Origin of the sequence: Chryseobacterium sp. GVT01B (assembly GCF_019970045.1) — a bacterium.
Classification (GTDB): domain Bacteria; phylum Bacteroidota; class Bacteroidia; order Flavobacteriales; family Weeksellaceae; genus Chryseobacterium.
Window position 1 is genome coordinate 95,932 of the sequence record NZ_JAHXYI010000012.1, and the last position, 19,062, is coordinate 114,993.

At 35.5% G+C, this 19,062-nt stretch carries 20 protein-coding genes; 13 read left to right on the forward strand and 7 right to left on the reverse strand.

What is annotated here, in order from left to right; translation table 11 throughout:
* Window positions 1-37: 37 nt before the first annotated feature.
* Together LC457_RS22690 and LC457_RS22695 are read right to left on the reverse strand one after the other, a co-directional pair.
* Entirely contained in the window at window positions 38-1,096 is a 1,059-nt protein-coding gene (locus LC457_RS22690) for a lipopolysaccharide assembly protein LapB (RefSeq protein WP_223601865.1), read from the reverse strand.
* Between the two features lie 240 nt (window positions 1,097-1,336).
* Window positions 1,337-2,674 carry a dihydroorotase gene (locus LC457_RS22695; RefSeq protein WP_223601866.1) on the reverse strand — a complete coding sequence of 446 codons (1,338 nt, stop codon included), beginning with the start codon at window positions 2,672-2,674 and terminating at the stop codon, window positions 1,337-1,339.
* Between the two features lie 100 nt (window positions 2,675-2,774).
* Here LC457_RS22695 and LC457_RS22700 point away from each other — a divergent pair, with 100 nt between their 5' ends.
* The 8 genes from LC457_RS22700 to ribA all read left to right on the forward strand — a co-directional run bounded on the left by LC457_RS22700 (window position 2,775) and on the right by ribA (window position 9,835).
* Window positions 2,775-4,202, forward strand: coding sequence for an oligosaccharide flippase family protein (locus LC457_RS22700; protein WP_223601867.1), 1,428 nt, complete (start codon window positions 2,775-2,777; stop codon window positions 4,200-4,202).
* 153 nt (window positions 4,203-4,355) lie between these two features.
* Complete coding sequence (locus LC457_RS22705) at window positions 4,356-5,372, forward strand: sugar phosphate nucleotidyltransferase (protein ID WP_223601868.1); 1,017 nt, start codon at window positions 4,356-4,358, stop codon at window positions 5,370-5,372.
* A gap of 108 nt (window positions 5,373-5,480) precedes the next feature.
* Entirely contained in the window at window positions 5,481-6,332 is an 852-nt protein-coding gene (locus LC457_RS22710) for a DUF4292 domain-containing protein (RefSeq protein ID WP_223601869.1), read from the forward strand.
* Window positions 6,329-7,891, forward strand: a complete 1,563-nt coding sequence (locus LC457_RS22715) for a M23 family metallopeptidase (protein WP_223601870.1) — start codon at window positions 6,329-6,331, stop codon at window positions 7,889-7,891. Before LC457_RS22710 ends, LC457_RS22715 begins: the two co-directional genes overlap by 4 nt.
* A 31-nt stretch (window positions 7,892-7,922) precedes the next feature.
* Window positions 7,923-8,135 carry a twin-arginine translocase TatA/TatE family subunit gene (locus tag LC457_RS22720; protein ID WP_047373994.1) on the forward strand — a complete coding sequence of 71 codons (213 nt, stop codon included), beginning with the start codon at window positions 7,923-7,925 and terminating at the stop codon, window positions 8,133-8,135.
* A gap of 15 nt (window positions 8,136-8,150) precedes the next feature.
* Complete coding sequence (locus LC457_RS22725) at window positions 8,151-8,765, forward strand: DUF4254 domain-containing protein (protein WP_223601871.1); 615 nt, start codon at window positions 8,151-8,153, stop codon at window positions 8,763-8,765.
* Entirely contained in the window at window positions 8,762-9,220 is a 459-nt protein-coding gene (locus tag LC457_RS22730) for a hypothetical protein (RefSeq protein WP_223601872.1), read from the forward strand. Before LC457_RS22725 ends, LC457_RS22730 begins: the two co-directional genes overlap by 4 nt.
* An 18-nt stretch (window positions 9,221-9,238) precedes the next feature.
* On the forward strand, window positions 9,239-9,835 hold the full coding sequence (ribA, locus tag LC457_RS22735; protein WP_223601873.1) for a GTP cyclohydrolase II: 597 nt from the start codon (window positions 9,239-9,241) through the stop codon (window positions 9,833-9,835).
* A gap of 243 nt (window positions 9,836-10,078) precedes the next feature.
* On the opposite strand, the gene LC457_RS22740 is transcribed toward ribA, so the two are convergent.
* Window positions 10,079-10,627, reverse strand: coding sequence for a hypothetical protein (locus tag LC457_RS22740; protein ID WP_223601874.1), 549 nt, complete (start codon window positions 10,625-10,627; stop codon window positions 10,079-10,081).
* 116 nt (window positions 10,628-10,743) lie between these two features.
* Between LC457_RS22740 and LC457_RS22745 the strand changes: the two genes are divergently transcribed.
* The 5 genes from LC457_RS22745 (at window position 10,744) to LC457_RS22765 (ending at window position 15,734) form a co-directional block, all read left to right on the forward strand.
* The gene (locus LC457_RS22745; protein ID WP_223601875.1) at window positions 10,744-12,447 is read left to right on the forward strand and encodes a glycoside hydrolase family 3 protein; all 1,704 of its coding nucleotides are present in this window, start codon (window positions 10,744-10,746) and stop codon (window positions 12,445-12,447) included.
* Between the two features lie 25 nt (window positions 12,448-12,472).
* Complete coding sequence (gene bshA, locus LC457_RS22750) at window positions 12,473-13,621, forward strand: N-acetyl-alpha-D-glucosaminyl L-malate synthase BshA (protein ID WP_047420302.1); 1,149 nt, start codon at window positions 12,473-12,475, stop codon at window positions 13,619-13,621.
* Window positions 13,622-13,649: 28 nt separating this feature from the next.
* A complete protein-coding gene (locus LC457_RS22755; protein WP_223601876.1) occupies window positions 13,650-14,906 on the forward strand; it encodes a DUF2851 family protein in 1,257 nt (418 codons plus the stop codon).
* A 90-nt stretch (window positions 14,907-14,996) separates the two neighbouring features.
* Complete coding sequence (locus LC457_RS22760) at window positions 14,997-15,218, forward strand: PspC family transcriptional regulator (RefSeq protein WP_034695702.1); 222 nt, start codon at window positions 14,997-14,999, stop codon at window positions 15,216-15,218.
* A 3-nt stretch (window positions 15,219-15,221) separates the two neighbouring features.
* A complete protein-coding gene (locus tag LC457_RS22765; RefSeq protein WP_223601877.1) occupies window positions 15,222-15,734 on the forward strand; it encodes a GNAT family N-acetyltransferase in 513 nt (170 codons plus the stop codon).
* A 133-nt stretch (window positions 15,735-15,867) separates the two neighbouring features.
* On the opposite strand, the gene LC457_RS22770 is transcribed toward LC457_RS22765, so the two are convergent.
* The 4 genes from LC457_RS22770 to LC457_RS22785 all read right to left on the reverse strand — a co-directional run bounded on the left by LC457_RS22770 (window position 15,868) and on the right by LC457_RS22785 (window position 19,056).
* Window positions 15,868-16,602, reverse strand: coding sequence for an SIMPL domain-containing protein (locus tag LC457_RS22770; protein ID WP_223601878.1), 735 nt, complete (start codon window positions 16,600-16,602; stop codon window positions 15,868-15,870).
* Window positions 16,603-16,683: 81 nt separating this feature from the next.
* Window positions 16,684-17,487: a carboxypeptidase regulatory-like domain-containing protein gene (locus LC457_RS22775; RefSeq protein WP_223601879.1), complete on the reverse strand. Its 804-nt coding sequence runs from the start codon at window positions 17,485-17,487 to the stop codon at window positions 16,684-16,686.
* 15 nt (window positions 17,488-17,502) lie between these two features.
* Window positions 17,503-18,309, reverse strand: coding sequence for a hypothetical protein (locus tag LC457_RS22780; RefSeq protein WP_223601880.1), 807 nt, complete (start codon window positions 18,307-18,309; stop codon window positions 17,503-17,505).
* Window positions 18,310-19,056, reverse strand: coding sequence for a hypothetical protein (locus LC457_RS22785; protein WP_223601881.1), 747 nt, complete (start codon window positions 19,054-19,056; stop codon window positions 18,310-18,312). It lies immediately after the preceding gene.
* Window positions 19,057-19,062 lie beyond the last annotated feature (6 nt).

The following is a 19,062-nucleotide window of genomic DNA, read 5'->3' on the forward strand; positions in this document are numbered from 1 at the left end:
TAAAATAAGAGAGCGGGCTAAAGCCCGCTCCTATTGATTATTTTCCTGAACATTTTTCGTTGTATAGTTTGATCCCTTCCTTTTGATCCAGATCTTTTAATTTTTTTAATGCAGTACATGCAACGTCTGTTTTATTTTGAGCTATTGAAATTGAGGCTACATTATACAACGCTTCCGTATTTGTATTATCATCTTCATGAGCCTTATTGAAAAAGTAAACTGCATTATCAAATTTTTGACTGTTGATTGCTTTTAAACCTTTATTAAAATTTTCTGCAGACACAAACTTATCTTTTACTCTCACTACAGTTTTTTCATCTTTTTCAAAAGAAACTTTGCCAAAAAAAGCAATACTACCGGCATCACCATCTTCTAATTTAACCTTGAGATAGTATGGAATAATAATTTTTTCAAAGCTCTCAAACCCTGTCAGATCCCATACTTTATAATCTTTTTCCAGCGTAGATTTAAAAAATTCAATGGCAGCCTGATTATCTTTATTATGCTTTTTAGAGTCGACGGTTACTTCAACCTCTTGTTTTTTAGGGAAAATTCTGATTTCTCCTACTGTCTCAAAATTCAGAGTATATTTCTTTTTTGAATAACTTTCAAGAATTTCAAAATTTATCCCCCTTTTCAATGATGGCATTGCGTTTCGGGAAGTAATTATAATCGAATCACCAGTTGCCTTATCCGTAAAATCTTTTAAAACCTCAGAGGTTTTTACAAACCACCTCTTTCTTATTTTATCAGGAAAAGTAACACCTTCTGGTTTTTCTATAACAATTAATGAATCGGATGTCAACTTTTCAATTTCATAAATTGGTTTATCAGCTACCCTTATTGCATTTTTTTCGATCTTAACATTCACACAACTTTTCCTCTCCGAATACCAAGGATCAATATATTCACAAAGGTTATTCCCATTAATTTTCCATACTAAAAAACTGGATGGTTTTTGGAACAAATTCCTGCTTCCATCCAACATGCTGGATTTTACACTTGTCCAGGATGAATTTGAAAGCAACTGTGTGTTGATTTGTGAACTAAGCTGTAATGAAACTGATAAAAATAAAATCAAAAAGAATTTATACATAGATATTGTAATTTTTTTTCTGCGCGAAACTACATAAATTTTAATTATCTGGAAATCTAAAAAAGTTCAAAAAAGGACTTAGCTCAATCGTTCGCCAATCTGTATAATCTGCGAACCTAATAAGTTTTAGCTAAAGCCAATGGATGATTTAAAATAAAAGAGCAGGCTAAAGCCCGCTCCTATTGAATTATCTTGACAATCTCTGGTTAATCTGAGACTATATTCTTCGATTATATCTTATTAATCTCTAGCTTCAAAAAGCAATCTTTCTCCAAACTTCTCCTTTGCAATTGTACCATTATCATACACCAGATGTCCATTAACAAATGTATGGGTAACTTTAGAATGGAAATTCATTCCTTCTAAGGGACTCCAGCCGCATTTGTACAGTAGATTATCTTTGGAAACCGTCCAGTTTTCATTTAAATCAACTAAAACCAGATCTGCTTTATAACCTTCTCTCACGAAACCTCTTTTTTCAATTTTGAAAAGGATAGCAGGATTGTGAGACATTTTTTCAACGATTTTCTCAAGGGAGATTTTACCGTTTTTATAGTTTTCAAGCATTACTACTAATGAATGTTGTACCAAAGGAGCTCCTGAAGGACATTTTGTATATACATTATTCTTTTCTTCTGCAGTATGTGGAGCATGGTCTGTAGCGATAACATCAATTCTGTCATCTAACAATGCTTCCCAAAGAGCATCTTTATCATTTTGAGTTTTAACAGCCGGGTTCCATTTGATAAGTCCGCCTTTTGTTTCATAATCCTCATTAGTAAAAGTCAGGTGGTGTACACACACCTCAGCAGTGATCTTTTTATCTTTTAAAGGAATATCATTTCTGAAAAGTTCCATTTCCTTTGCTGTCGAAAGGTGGAAAACGTGAAGTCTGGCTCCTGTTTTTTCGGCAAGTTCAATAGCTTTGGAAGAAGAAATATAACATGCTTCTTCACTTCTGATCAAATGATGGAATTTTACAGGAATATCATCCCCATATTCATCCATGTATTTTTGAGTATTGGCTCTGATGGTAGCTTCATCTTCACAGTGCACAGCAATCAGCATTTGGGTATTGCTGAAAATATTTTCCAGGGTTTCCGGGTTATCCACCAACATATTTCCTGTAGATGAACCTAAGAATAGTTTGATTCCGGGAACATTTCTTGGATTTGTTTTTAAAACCTCCTCAAGATTATCATTGGTTCCTCCCATCATAAAACCATAGTTGGCATACGCTTTTTGGGAAGCTATCTCATATTTATCTGCTAACAGTTCCTGAGTAACAGCATTTGGTACTGTATTAGGCTGATCGATAAAGCTGGTTACTCCACCGGCTATAGCAGCTCTTGATTCACTTTCAATGTCTCCTTTATGCGTAAGTCCAGGATCACGGAAATGCACCTGATCATCAATCACACCCGGAAGAAGACACTTTCCTGAACCATCAATAATCTGATCTGCTTCTTCAGAAATACCAGCAGCTATCCTGGAGATTAGGTCATTTTCTATTAGGACATCGCTTTCAAAGACTTTCCCTTCATTGACGATATTTACGTTTTTTATAAGAACTTTCATTTCAATTTATTTCCCCGTAAAATTAAGATTTTATGTTTTAATTCACCCCAAAATCACCAAACGAATACTTAAAGTTTTACATTTGTAAAAAATTTCGACTTTGTATAAGAAACTATTAGGGCAGACAATCATCTATGGAGCGGGGGCTATAGCACCCAGAATTATTTTATTCATCCTGAATCCACTTTTGATCTATAAAATTCCCAATGAAGGTTTTGCGATTTTCACCCAGCTGTATGCGTGGATTTCTTTTGTTAATATCATTCTTTCTTTCGGTTTTGAAACTGCTTATTTCCGTTTTTCAGCGGAAGAGGATAATGAAAAAAGAACTTTCAATACTTCATTCTGGTTTTTGTTTTCAACGTCTACAGTTTTTCTTGCCTTGTGCTATTTGCTCAATCAGCCTATTGCAGATTATTTAGGTTATCATGATAATCCTGAATATATCAGGTGGTTTGCTTTGATTGCGTTTTTTGATAACTTACTTGTGATTCCATTTGCATGGCTTCGTTTTCATAATAAACCTATCAAATACTCAGCTGTAAGAGTCGTTCAGGCTATATTTCAGGCTGTTTTTACAGCGGCGTTATTCTTCTGGATTCCGGAAAACATATCCAAAAGTTTTGGCTTGGACCAAAATGTGGATTATCCATTCTTCAGTAATCTGGCAGGAAGTGCTTTAGGGGTTTTATTACTCCTTCCTATTATATTAAAAGTAAGGTTTCAGTTTGTAACCTCTTTGTTCGGGCGTATGATTAAATATTCTTTTCCACTCATGCTGGCTGGTCTGGCCTTTATGGTCAATGAAAACTTTGATAAATCCATCCAGAGAAATCACATTTCAGATGAAGAAGCTGGCGCTTATGGCGGTTGCTATAAACTGGCTGTACTGATGACCTTATTTGTCACGGCATACCGGATGGGTATTGAGCCTTTCTTTTTTAAACAAATGGATAAAGGTGATGCTAAAAAAACATATGCTAAAGTAGCAGAATACTTTTCCTTTTTTGCCTGTGCCGTAGCATTAGGAATTATCGCCAATATATCCTGGCTAAAAGAGGTTTTTATTCCCAACAAATCTTACTGGATCGCTATAGATATCATTCCGATTATTGTTATTGCCAATTTATGCTTCGGAATATATTATAACTTTTCCACCTGGTATAAAGTAACGGACAGAACCAGTGTAGGAACTGTTATTTCGTGGCTTGGAGCAGGAATAAATATTGGTCTCAATCTTTTAGCACTAACTTATTATCACAGTATGATCGGTTCTGCATGGGCTACGTTCGGTGCCTATGTTATTATGATGATTGTATCCTATCTGCTGGGCCAGAAATATTATCCTATTCCTTACAGAATGAAGAAAATGTCTTTCTTTCTGATACTGCTTGGTGTTTTTAGCTTCATCATTGTAAAGTATCTCAACTATAATATTCTAACAAGTAATTTACTCTTTTTGACCTTTACCGGAATTTTGATTTATTCCGAAAAAAACCTGATTTTATCGAGAATCAGGAAGAATTAAACTTTGGTCTTTATTTTGCTTGTAAACAAACCTATTGTTAATTTAAACAATTATTTAAAAAGATATAAATCATAACTCCTCAAAGGTTTTAATTATTATCTTTAACCTAAATATTAAAAACAACTAACAAAACATCTTTTATACATATAATTTATGAAAATTATTGTCCCAATGGCTGGACGTGGTTCCAGATTACGTCCACATACACTGACAGTTCCAAAACCGCTTATTCCTATTGCAGGAAAACCTATCGTACAGAGATTGGTGGAAGATATTGCTAAAGTTGCAGGAGAAAATATTGAAGAGGTAGCTTTTATCATCGGAGATTTTGGTCCTGAGATCGAAAGATCCCTTATTCAGATTGCTGAAAAGCTGGGAGCAAAAGGAAGCATATATTATCAGAACGACCCCCTTGGTACGGCTCATGCAATTAAATGTGCTGAACAGTCTATGCAGGGAGATATCGTTATTGCTTTTGCAGATACTCTTTTCCGTGCAGATTTCCAATTAGACAAAAATTCTGATGGAGTGATCTGGGTAAAAAGCGTGGAAGATCCATCTGCTTTCGGAGTTGTAAAATTAGACAACTACGGTTTTATCACAGATTTTGTTGAAAAACCAACGACTTACGTTTCAGATCTTGCCATCATCGGTATTTATTATTTCAACAGTGCTGAAAAACTAATGGAAGAGATCAACTATATCATGGACAATGATATTAAAAACGGAGGTGAGTATCAATTGACAACAGCACTTGAGAACCTTAGATCTAAGGGAGCGAAGTTTACTCTTGGAAAAGTAAACGACTGGATGGACTGCGGTAACAAAAATGCCACTGTAGAAACCAACAGCAAAATCCTTGAATATGAAAGAGAGGAAATGAAAAATTTCCCTGCTTCTGCTGTAATTGAAAATTCATTGATTATTCAGCCGTGCTTCATTGGTGAAAATGTAAAAATCTCCAATTCAAAAGTAGGACCTGGAGTTTCATTAGGAAACAATACAACAGTTATTAATTCTAATATTGAAAACTCCCTGATTCAGGAAAACACCAGAATCAATCATGGAAACCTTTCCAATTCTATGATCGGTAATTCTGCACAATATTTCGGAGTAGCCAGAGAAATTTCTTTGGGAGATTATTCCGTTTTAGATTTTCTATCTAAATAAAATAGTAGAAATTATTTCAACTTAAACAAGATATCATCAGGCCACACAAAATGTTTTGTGTGGTTTGGCGTTAATATTGCACCGTATTTTTTAATTAAATATAAATACATGAAAAATTGGATTCCCCTTCTTTTACTGCTTCTTGTCCTATCATCCTGTAAGACCCGTACCAAAGTTCAAAATGGTACAGATCAGACACGGGACAGCATTGCTACAACATCAGATAAAGACAATGGAAATCCAAAAGATGTAAACCAGCCGGTGAGAGACAAACTCACTTTTTTCGAACATGTATTGATTCCACCCAAATTTGAGCAGATCAAGATTGACAGTAAAGTCCGTGTAGAAACAGGAAGTTATGTTCCTACCCTGGATGCCACTGTTTATATCGAAAATGATAAAAAGGTGTGGATGAATCTGAGAGCATTATTCATCAATGCGGCCAGAGGTATTGCGACTCCGGAAGGGATAAAAGGTCAGGATAAGATCAATAAAACCTATATAGATTCTGACTTTGATTATCTTAATAATTTACTGAATGTTAATTTCATTGATTATAAATCTTTGGAGAAAATCCTTTTAGGAAGAACTTTTGTCAAAATAAATGACAGACAATTTGATCTGACACAGAATGCACAAGGCTTCAAAATGGTTTCTAATATCAATCAGAAAATAATGACGGATGAAAAAAACAGAGAGTATAAAATTGCACTTCAATACGACACTAATTACGATTTATTGTCCGTCAACTTAAAAGATATTCTGTCCTCAGACGAACTTGATGTTTCGTATAGTGACTGGAATGAGTATGAAGGAATTCGCCTTCCAAAAAATGTTAAAATAATTATAAAAGGCTCAAAATCTAGTCAGATCTTAATGGAAAATACGAAATTTGACTTTTCGAGGATGGAAACACCTTATTCTGTACCATCCAGTTATAAGAAAATTGAGATTAAATGATTAGAAAATTTAGCTTTTTAATAGGTGTTTTGATGTTTGGACTGCACCAGGGACAGCAGAACAAAGAACAGCTGCAGAAGCAGAATGCCGAACTTAAAAAACAAATTGCACAAATAAATTCAGATTTAGCCAAAACCAGAAGTGAATCTAAGCTTTCTATAGCCTACCTTTCCAATGTGAACCAAAAATTGGTTTTAAGAGAGAAAGTGTATAATAATACTCAGAAAGAAAAAAGATTCATTGAGGATGATATCTATTTACGTCAGCTGGAAATCAATCGTCAGAACAAAGAACTGGCTGTGTTGAGAAAAAACTATGCTGAGGTTTTGGTGAATGCTTATAAAAATAAAGGCGTACAGAACAAAGTAACTTTTATTCTATCTGCCAAGAATTTAGGGGAAGCTATACGTAGAGTACAGTACCTTAAACAATACTCAGATTATCAGGATAAAAAAGCTGCTGAAATTACAGATGCTGCCAACCTGATCAAAAAAACAATTGCACAAAGACAAAACTCTGTAAAAGAGAAAGCAAACCTTCTGGTAAACCAACAGAAGGATTTGGCGACGATCAATGCTGAAAGGGCCCAAAAAGAGCAATTGGTAACTGATTTTAAGAAAAACGAATCCAAACTTACCGCTGAACTTAAACAAAAACAAGTTCAGTCTAAAGCATTGGAAGGACAGATCAGAGCTATTATTGCTGAAGAAATCAGAATTGCTAAAGCAGAGGAAGAAGCAAGAAGAAAAGCAGAAGCAGAAAAAATACGTTTAGCAAAACTAGCCGCTGAAAGAGAAAAAGCAAGAATTGAAGCAGAAGCTAAAGCAAGAGCAGAAGCCCTTGAAAGAGAAAGAAGACTTGCAGAAGCAGAAGCTAAGAGAGCAGCAGAGCTGGCAGCAAAAAGAGCTGAAGAAGAAAGAAAACGTAGTGAAGATGCAGCCAAAGCAGAGGCTAATGCAAGAGATGAATCCAGAAGAATAGCGGCTAAAAAGGCTTCAGACGAAGCCAATGCAAGAGCTAAGGAAGCTGCTGATAAATTGACAGCTGCCAGAGCCGCAGAAGCTGCCCTTGCGAAAAGGAAAGAAGAAGAGAAAAAAGCTGCTGAAACAAAGGCAATGACAAGCTACGGAGTTTCCACCGCTACCGGAAACAGCTTTGCAGATAATAGAGGAAGACTTGGTTATCCTGCAGACAGAGCCGGACAAATCACCCACCGTTTCGGAAGACAGCAGCACCCGGTTTTCAAAAATATCTCTGAAGACAATACAGGTATTAAAATTTCCGTACCTTCAGGTACACGTGCTAAATCTGTATTCCCGGGAACTGTGTCTTCGGTTGTAGCAAGCAGTGATGGTACCAAAACTGTTATAATCAAACACGGAGGGTATTTTACTATTTATTCCAACTTATCCAATGCCAATGTTTCCAAGGGACAGCAGGTTTCATCTGGAACGGCAATAGGTACTATAGCTCAGGATTTTGATGGCGCTTATACCCTTGATTTCCAAGTATGGAACGGAAGTACACCAGTTGATCCATTAGGTTGGATTTCATATTAAAAAAAGTGTAACTTTGCAAAAATTTTAAGAGATGAATACACTAACAATACTTGCCTTATCTTGGCAACATATCCTTATCGTAGCAATACTTTTGGTATTACTTTTTGGAGGAAAGAAAATTCCGGAATTAATGAGAGGAGTAGGTTCAGGAATCAAGGAATTTAAAGATGCAGTAAAAGAAGAAGACAAGCCTGGTTCTGAAAAAAAACCAACTTCGAACGATAATAATTCTCCAAGCAACTAAAATTCCTTAGAATTAATGAAATTTACTGAGACTGCATGGAAAGTCTTCAATCAAGCTATTGAAGACTATCACGTGTCTGATGACGTTAACACTCTAATTAATAACCCGTTCGAAAAAGATACTTTGGAACGGATTTTGTATGCAAAGAACTGGATTGATACCGTTCAATGGCATCTGGAAGATATAATTAGAGATGAAAATATTGATCCGGCTGAAGCTCTTCAACTCAAGAGAACAATAGACGCTTCCAATCAGAAAAGAACTGATCTGGTAGAATATATTGACGGCTGGTTCCTTACTAAGTTTGAAAATATAACTCCTAAATCTGACGCAAAAATAAATACAGAAACTCCCGCTTGGGCAGTAGACAGATTATCAATTCTTGCATTAAAGGTTTATCATATGTCGTTAGAAGCGAATAGAGAATCTGCTTCTGAAGAACACAGAAACAACTGCCAGGCTAAACTGGATGTTCTGCTTACTCAGAAAGAGGACCTTTCAACTTCTATTAATCAGTTGCTTGCTGATATTGAAAACGGTAACGTTAAGATGAAAGTATACAAACAAATGAAAATGTATAACGATGAAAGTCTTAACCCAATCCTTTATCAAAAAGGGCAACAGAAATGAAACGATTAATTTTTCTTGGAGTACTTATCATATTAACATCTTCCTGCGCAACGGAAAAACTAAACCTTTCCCCGTTGTCAAATAATTTTTATAGTGATACCAAAGGTTCTGATTCCGACAGAGGCTCAAAGAAGAATTTTAATATCAATGTTAAAGAAAATGTAAATGCTTCTGAAATTTCAAATATGATCTCCACTTTTCCCAAGTTTAAAAACAATGGGTTGAATGATGAGATTACCAGTTTGAAATACAGCCTTCAGAATTATTTATATGCTATTGATGCCAGTAATTCTGCCGGTAAGAGCAGAGCCCTTAAAAGCTTTGAAAAATCATACAAAAAAATTCAAAAGCTAAGACAGAATCTTGACAGAGATGACGATGAAGTTCTCAACAGATATCTGGTTCGTTTAAAAACCAATATCTCTGTTATTGAAGATGCTTTGCCAGGAAGTTAAAAACTAATTGAACTATCAATGATTAAAATTCAGGCGGAAGCCAATGTTCCTACAGAACACGGTACTTTCCGAATGATAGCTTTCTCCGAAAACGTCAACGACTGGATGCCTCATATGGCTATTGTTGCAGAAAATACAGATTTCTCAAAACCAGTGAATGTTCGTTTCCACTCAGAATGTATTACCGGAGAAGTTTTCCATTCAAAAAAATGTGAATGCGGCCAGCAATTGGATGCTGCCATGAAATACATCCATGAAAACGGTGGAATTATCATCTACCTTCGCCAGGAAGGAAGAAACATCGGGATCATCAACAAGCTGAAGGCATATTCCCTACAGGAAAAAGGGTTGGACACCGTACAGGCCAATCTTGAACTGGGACTTCCTGCAGACGACAGAAACTTTGGTGTAGCCATTGAAATCCTTAATCTGCTGGAGGTAAAAGATATCAACCTTCTCACCAATAATCCTGAAAAGGTAAAATATGTGGTAGACAGCAATATTCACCTTAATTCAAGAGTACCGCTACAGATTCCTGCAAACGAAATAAGCAAAGGATATCTGCAAACAAAAAAAGATTTCTTTGGCCATCTTCTGGATGACAATGATAACTAAATACAACAAAAGCTTCAGAAATTCTGAAGCTTTTTATTTTTACTATTACTGATTGCACGTAAAGTACTCAAATTGTTCCTCAATTGGCTATCCACAACCTTACATCCTTTTTATACAAATACTTGAATTATACGGTTAAAATCATTCATCGATTTATAATCATAACCGGTCATTAAAAATCAAAAGCCCCAAGATTTCTCCCGGAGCTTTTTTAATTATAAAAAACTGAAAAGATATTCTAAATTATTTAGTCTTGATTTTAGACTCATCGATATTGTAATATTTAATTACACTCTTATAATCATTGTAATCTACTACATTACCTTTAGCTGCTTTTGCACCACCAGTACCCGTTCCATTAGCAGGAAGAATAAGGACTCTGAAATTTTTATTCTGATAGTAAGATGGATTAGCTGTTAAACTAAATGCAGCAGTAGAATTAATATTAATAGTAGCAGCAAATTTACTGAATTCAAAAATATAATCTACAGCATCATTATTTGTATTCCCTACATAACGAGTATATGGAAGAAGTTTCCAAGTAGGAGAACCTCCATCAGTTCCAATCTGCATATAAATAAGAACCATATCAGACTGTACTAATGGGCTGTTAAAATCATCGCTCCATCTGTAAAGATTATCATCGACTCTAGTAAAACTAGGACTTATATCAAACGACTGGTTTATAGTATCATAATCTGTTCCCTGTACCACAGTGTCATCACTATTATCACAGCTATAAGCAGTAAACCCTACAGCGCCCAGGAATAAAAAGAGAAGTATTTTTTTCATTTCTTATTAAAGTTTAGTTATTATTTATATTGCGTATTCAAATCATATACCAAAAATCTCAAAAACTTTGTTTTCCTCATTTTTTTAATTGTATTTTTGTTCTTATTCAAAAAGTCATGAAGAAATTATTATATACTTCACTCTTTATTGTCGCATTGATAAGTCCTAAGGTGAACGCCCAATATCAGCCTAAAAATTCTTCTAAGGAAGATTTGAAAAAGGCTCAGCAATGGGTTGACAAAACCTATAAAAATCTTTCTCAGGATGAAAAACTAGGACAGCTTTTTATTGTGGCACTTTATACCAATAAAGGTGAAGATTATATCAGCCAGGTAAGAAATATTGTTGCAAATGATAAAATAGGCGGTCTGATCTTAATGCAGGATGATGCCGCAAGGGAAATCAATCTGGTCAATGAATTTCAGCAGAAATCAAAAGTTCCTTTAATGATTGGTATGGATGCAGAATGGGGACTCTATCAGAGAATAGCCACTGCTCACAAATTTCCATGGGCAATGACATTGGGCGCTATCCAGGATAAAAACCTTGTGTATCAGATGGCCGCAAAAATTGCTGAGGATTGTCACAGAATGGGAATCAACTGGGATTTTGCTCCTGTAGTGGATGTAAATACCAACCCTAATAATCCTATTATCGGTAACAGGAGTTTTGGTTCTGAAGTAGATAATGTAATCAGCTCTGCCCTATCCTATTCTAATGGTCTTCAGGATAACAATATTTTAGCAGCAATTAAACATTTCCCGGGACACGGAGATACCAGCACAGACTCACACCTTGATCTTCCTGTGGTTTCCCACTCGATGGAAAGGCTTAACACAATAGAACTTGCGCCCTTCAAAGCATTGATGAATAAAGGAATCGGAGGAGTAATGGTTGCTCATTTATATGTTCCAAGCTTAGAATCCGGAAAAGGAATTCCTGCTTCTGTTTCCAAAAATATTATTACAGGATTATTGAAAGACAAGCTTGGGTATAAAGGTTTAATCATTACCGATGCATTAAATATGGGTGCTGTAGCCAATAAATACAAACCAGGCGAACTGGATGCTATGGCTTTTAAAGCAGGAAATGATATTATGCTTTTCTCACAAGGCGTTTCTGAAGGTAAAAAATTGATTCAGAAAGCCATTGATAAGGGAGAAATTCCTCAATCCAGAGTAGAAGAAAGTGTGAAAAAAATCTTGTTGACCAAGTATTTCCTTGGCCTTACGCAATACACACCAAAAAATCCGGAAAACATCAATGCTGATTTAAATAATAATTCTCATATTCAGTTGGTACAGAATCTTTATTCCAATGCACTGACTTTATTAAAGGATGAGAAGAAATTACTTCCTCTTACAGGAAAACAGTTTTATTATGTTCCTTTGGAAGAAGCCCCTTATCAGACTTTCGCCAGCAGATTGGGTAACAATGTAATTATCAAAAAAGCGGGTGAAATAAATACTATTCCAGCGGGATCAACAGTAATTGTAGGTTTCCATAAAGATAATTCAACAGCTTACAAACCTTATAAAGTTTCAGCAGAATCTAAGCAGGTGCTTTCTGATCTTACCAAAAATCAAAATGTAATTCTGAATGTATTCGGAAGTGCTTACGCATTAAAAGATATTGATATTTCAAAAGTTTCAACCGTTCTTGTTTCTTATGAAAACAATGATGACTCTATGAACGCTGCAGCTGATGCTTTAAACGGAAAAACAAAAATATGGGGAAAACTTCCTGTGCTGGTTAATGATCAGCTGAAACCAGGAATAGGGATTGATCTGAATGCAGTTACCTCAGCAAATACCAAATAATACAACATCAAACAACAATAATCTAATGAAAATAGGCATACTTTGCTATCCAACATATGGAGGAAGCGGAATTGTAGCAACAGAATTAGGAATGTCTCTTGCCAATAAAGGATATGAGGTACATTTCATCAGTTCTGCACTTCCTGCAAGATTAGACATTACCAACCCGAACATTTTCTTCCACAGAGTAAATGTTCAGACTTATCCGCTTTTCCAGTATCAGCCTTATGATATTGCGTTAAGTTCGATGATCTATAGAGTTGTTAATCTATATAAACTGGATCTTCTTCATGCACATTATGCCATTCCATATGCATATGCAGCTTTTACAGCAAAGCAAATGCTTCAGGAAGACAATAATGATATTCCATTGGTGACTACACTGCACGGTACAGATATTACCCTTGTAGGCCAGCACCCGAGTTATAAACATGCTGTAGAATTTTCCATCAACCAGTCAGATGCTATTACTTCAGTTTCTGAAAGTCTGAAAAAAGATACGCTTCAGTTTTTCAACATCAAAAAAGAAATTCAGGTGATTACCAATTTTATTGATAATTCTGAATTTGATGACTGCTCTGAGTGCCAGAGAACACAGTTTGCCAATCCTGATGAAAAAATCCTGATTCACGTATCCAACCTTCGTCCTGTAAAACGTGTGGATGAAGTTCTTCAGATCTTCAAGAATGTAGAAAAAAAGGTAAAATCCAAACTGATTATCATTGGTGAGGGCCCAGATATGGAAAAAGTCAATCAGTTTTTAGAAGAAAACCCGGATCTTATCTCAAAAATCCGTCTTTTAGGAAAGGTGAATGATCTGTATAAAATCTTACAGCTTTCTGATGTCTTTCTTCTTCCTTCCGAGCAGGAAAGTTTCGGTCTGGCAGCTTTGGAAGCAATGGCCGCTTATACTCCGGTAATCAGTTCCAATGCAGGTGGAATTCCTGAAGTGAATATTCAGGGTGAAACAGGATACCTTGCTGAAATCGGAAATGTGGAGGCTATGAGCAACTACACCATCAAATTGTTGAGCAATGATGAACTTTTAACCAAAATGAAGCAAAATGCGAAAGATCAGGCTATAAAATTCGATTTGAAAAACATTCTTCCTATTTATGAGAAAATGTATAGAACGACTATAGAAAACTTTAATAAGGAGCTGACGAAAGTATAATATTTCTATTATATTTATCGTCACACTTATGACGGAAAAACTACTTCAATATCTTTGGAACTATAAGGTTTTCAAAAATTTTGACTTCAAGGATATTGAAGGAAATTCCGTTGAGATCACCCATTTCGGAAAATGGAATAAAAATGCCGGCCCCGATTTTCTGGATGCTAAAATCAAAATCAACGGCTTACTTCTCGCAGGAAACATAGAACTGCATGTTCGTTCCTCAGACTGGATTTTCCACAATCATTCTCAGGATCCCAATTATCAGAATATCATTTTGCATGTTGTACTTCAGCATGACATAGACATTCAAGAGCTTACCGGAAAGCAGGTTCCAACGTTGGAACTGAAAAATCATATCGATGAAAATATCATCCTGAAATATGAAGATCTCATTAATGGAAATGAATTTATTCCCTGTGAAAAAATCTTTGATCCTAAAAAAGTACCTGTCAACTTCCATGAAGAGAATATCCTGAAAAAACTGGACGAAAAATCTGAAGAACTTGAACAGAGTTTAATCCGGTATAAAAATAATTTTGAAGCCGTTCTATTTCACAGTTTTGCTTATTCATTCGGATTAAAAGTCAATGCCCATATTTTCCGGCAGATTGCTGAAAGTCTGGATTACAGTATTATCAATAAAATCCGCCAGAATCCCCTTCAGCTGGAAGCTTTATTATTTGGAATTTCGGGATGGCTCGAGGATCCGAAAGATGGACAGATGAAAATATGGAAAAGGGAATTTGATTTCATTAAAGCCAAATTTTCGATTTCAGATCTGAAGTTTCATCCTAAGTTTTTAAGATTAAGACCTCCAAACTTTCCTACCATCCGATTGTCTCAGTTGGCGGACCTTTACAAACATCAAAATCTGTTTTCTAAAATCATGGAGGCCAGAAATGCGGATCAGCTGTATGATATCTTTAAATCTATAAAAGCCTCTGAATACTGGGATTTTCATTTTAATTTTGGAAATATTTCAAAAGCACAGCCCAAAACATTGAGCAAGGATTTCATTGATCTTCTTATTTTGAATACTGTTCTTCCTTTAAAATATACTTATCACAGATATCATCGTGAAGAAATTGCTGATGAAATTATTGAGCTATATAAAACTGTTTCTCCTGAAAAAAACACCATCATTACAGGATGGAAAAAACTCGGACTCAATATTACTAATGCTTTGGAAAGCCAAAGTCTGATCTATCATCATAAAACTTATTGTGAAGAAAAAAACTGTTTAGCATGTGGGATTGGATTTAAACTTTTAAAAGAATAGTTCTTCATAGATAGTATCATACAAAAACCTTATCAAAAAAATTCCTTAACTTGCAGTATTGGATTTAAACTTTTAAATAACAATCTGGAAATGCTGAGTAATATCCGTCATAAAATGGAAAGAGAGTGGTTTGGTGTACTGACAAGAACGGGCGCCAAGCTGGGAATTCCAGTTTCAAAATTGAGAATTTTCTTCATCTACTCTACTTTTGCCACAGCTGGCTTCTTCTTTCTGATCTATTTGGGATTGGCATTCACCCTTTGGATTAAAGATATTTTTATCACCAGAAGACCTAGCGTCTTTGATTTATAAATTATGGAATTTTTACCGATCACAACTGCTGAAGATCATAGAGTTCAGGAAATCTATACTTCTTACACCACTACTTTTCCCGTAGATGAGCAACGAGATAAAGAACAGTTTACAAGCTTATTTTCTAATCCGCATGTAAAGTTTATGTCTGTTATTCATGAGTCGGAGGCTATTGGTTACCTCATCTTGTGGGAGCTCAGTAACTTTGTTTTTGTGGAGCATTTTGAAGTATTTGAAGCATTCAGAAGTAAGAAACTGGGTTCTCATATCATCAATCATATCTCAGAAAACTATCCGGGTGTTATTTTAGAAATTGAACCTGCAGATTTGAGTGAAGATGCTGCAAGACGTTATTCTTTTTATCAGAGAAATAATTTTAGTCTGATTGATGACACCCATATTCAGCCGAGCTATGGTGAGGGAAAAAAGTCTTTGAAATTATGGCTGCTCGCCAATTATACTCCTGAAAATATGGAGGAAGCGAAAAAGGAAATTTACGATATTGTTTATCATTAAAAATATAAAACGCCGGAATCTTTCTCCGGCGTTTATTTTTTTAACCACAGATCTGCACAGATTTTCACAGATGGTTGTGTAGTATTTTTGGGTTAAGCTTAATTCTTAATCTGGAGCTGTATAAACTTTTCTGTTAATTTACCTCGTACTCCAGTTTTATTGTAATGCTGGCTTCTTTTTCTTTGGATGAAGTATTGAACGTGCCACCATAGGAATAATCTTCATTAGAATTGGGTGCTGTAATCTGGATCACTCCCATTGTTGCTTTCTTTAGATTCCCCAAGCTGCTCCCCGAATTTTCCGCAATTTTCTCAGCACGTTCTTTGGCATCTTTTGTTGCACTGGCAATCATTTCTTGCTTTACGGTAGCAAGTTTGGTATAAAAATAAGCTGGTGAAGATGAAGTGAATTCAATTCCGCGATTGATAATTTCTGTAATATTTCTGGAAAGATTTTCTATTTTGCCTACTTCTTTACTTTCAATAGAGACTTTTTGGGTAAGATTATAACCGGAGAATTCGCCCTGGACATAGTTTCCGTTGGCATCATTATAACTTCTGAACTGTTTTTGAATATCCACGGAAGAAAATACAATCTCTTTCTGCTGTATTCCTTTTGAAAGCAGATAGTCATTGATGACTTTTCTGTCTGTCGCCAGCTCGTCATAAGCCGATTTCAGATCAGCATTATTTTTTGAAAAACTTCCGGACCAGATGATCAGATCAGATGTAAACTGTTTTATACCGAGACCTGTTACGGAAATCGTATTTTCAGATTTGTTTCTGTTTTTAATGGCATTTCCTAAAAACCCGAGCCCGATTATGAAACCCAGCGCGGCTATAGCTACTGCAAAAATGTTTTTATTCATAAAACTTGTGAATTTGGGTTGTTGTTACTTAGATTGTATCAATTACCATTCCAATATTTTAAGATTTCTTTAACATTTAAACTACTTTTGATTCTCTTTCAATCTTTGTATAAAAAGAGGTGCTGTTTCTTCTAACCTCAGCATTACACCGGAAAGATTTTTTGCTTTTACATACGTTCGTACCTGAGGCTTTGCTAAAAATGAAAACTGTATGAATTCTGAAATTCTGTCGGCTGGAATTCCTGCTTTTACAAAGTAATCATCATCAATCCTGTCCCGAATCCAGGCCACATGTTCCTGAAGATCATCATATCTATATTGTCTTTTCTGTCTTCTGGCTTTACCGCTTATCAGATCATACACTCCCTGAACATTCAGATTTCCTAAGAGTATCGGCAAAAGAACACTTTTCACTTCGGCCGGCTTTTCTCTCATTTTTCCCACCGGCTGCGGAAGTCCTACAGCATCTCTCACCTGTTCTCCTTTATCTACTTTTGCCACAATCCTTGAATCTGTTTCCAGATCTCCCGTAAGTTTTTTTACAATCTTTACTTCCCCTACATCTCTCGGAATCTGATAAAGTGTAATGAATAAGGGAGGATTAATACCATTGATAAGAACTCTTCTGGACGTTCTGTTGAAATCTTCTTTTACAAACCGAAGTTCATCATTAGGATTGGCTTCTATAGAAAACACACCCTCTGAATCAGAATATATTTTTTTGTCGGAAGACATGTTGATAACAATCACTTTACTCAAGTTTTCCCCATTATCATCCACTATCCGTCCTGTTACTGTCTGCTGAGAAAAAATAAAAGTACTGCACAGAAGCATAAGGAAAAGAAAAAATTTTCTCTGCCCAAATGTTTCAATATTTTCTGTCATATACCCCAACTTTTATTATTCTTTAGTTCCTTCTAATTTATTCATTTTACTGTATTCCCCGAATGCTATTTTAAGCTCGTATTCTACAACACTTATTTGAAAATCCTTCCTGTATCTTTTGGCCAGTGAGCGTGTCTTTTCTGCATAGAGGATAAAGGTATCTATCTGCTCCTCATCCATTCCGTATTTTTTCAGGAAATTCAAATTAACCTGAGTTTTTACTCTTTTAAGGAAATCCTGAGTTTCGTTATAATTCGCTTTAGTGACCTTAGGCTTAGCTAATTTCTTTACAACATTAAAGACGCCAAACAGATTGACCTGCCCCGCATTAAAATCATGTCCTGTAAAAGTTTTAGAAATAGCATTGGTAGGTAAAGGCTGATTAAGCGGGCTCTTCATATACTCTTCCATGTCTGATTTTAATGACTGAAGCTTCCTTGATTCATTCAAATGCTGATTATCTTTTGCTAAATTTCCTGTAGGCTTATAGGTAATTTTCACTTCAGGAATCTGAATTTCCATTCTTTTGAGAATAATATTCAATGGAGAATTCATTTCTTCGCTGGTAATCTTCTTATCAACACGGTAATATCCTTCTTTAACAAATCTGATCTCATCATTTTCTTTTGCTTCAATCTCAAATTTTCCGGACATATCACTTAACATGCTTTTACCTTGTGAAATATTGACAACGAGTACTGGAGCTAGGTCCAGTTCATTCCCTGTGATCACTTTTCCCGATATCTTTTGCTGTGCCCACAATCCCGAAGCGAAACAAAAAAGCACAAGGAATAAAAATCTTCCGGTATATATCATCTCCATCTATCTTTTAGTTTGTGGGGCGCGGTATGATGAAATTCTTGTCAGAACAAAACGTTGGAACCTGTTCAGATCTGCATCACTACAGAATCCGTATTTCAGTATTTTTTTTCTTTCAAAACCGCCTGCAAAGACATAATAAATAAAGTGGTCTATCAAAGGTTTTTCGATCTTAAGATTGGTAAAATAATCATCGCCTAAACTTGCTCTGATATAATTCATCAAATCTACATCATCCCATTTGTCTTTCACTTTTCCTATAAAGAATCCCTGCCCTTTAGGCTGTACAAACTCTCCCGGTTTTGCCGCCAATATTCTCGGGTCCGATTTCTTAGCCATATATTGGTCCATATCTTTGAGCAGCTTTTCAACCTTTTTAGGCTTGTTGTAGAGCTTTGAATCTATTTTCAGGTTTCCGGTAAGGCCTTGTTTTACTTCCACTTCAGGAATCTGAATGGTTTGGCGAACAAGGCTGATATTCATAGGAGACTGTATATTTTCCTGAGAAACTTTCCTCATGAGTCTTTCATATCCTGCTTTTATAAAACGTAATTCATCCCCTTGTTTTCCGGAAATCATAAAATGGCCGTCTCTGTTTGAAAGTACAATTTCATCAGTCCGGATATTGATTACATTCACGTCTTCCATTTCAGCACCATTTTCAGAAGTAATCTTTCCGAATATATAACTTTGGGCATGGGTATGGATAAAAAAAATAAAGGATAAAAAAAAGAATAGTTTGAGTTTCACTGGCTG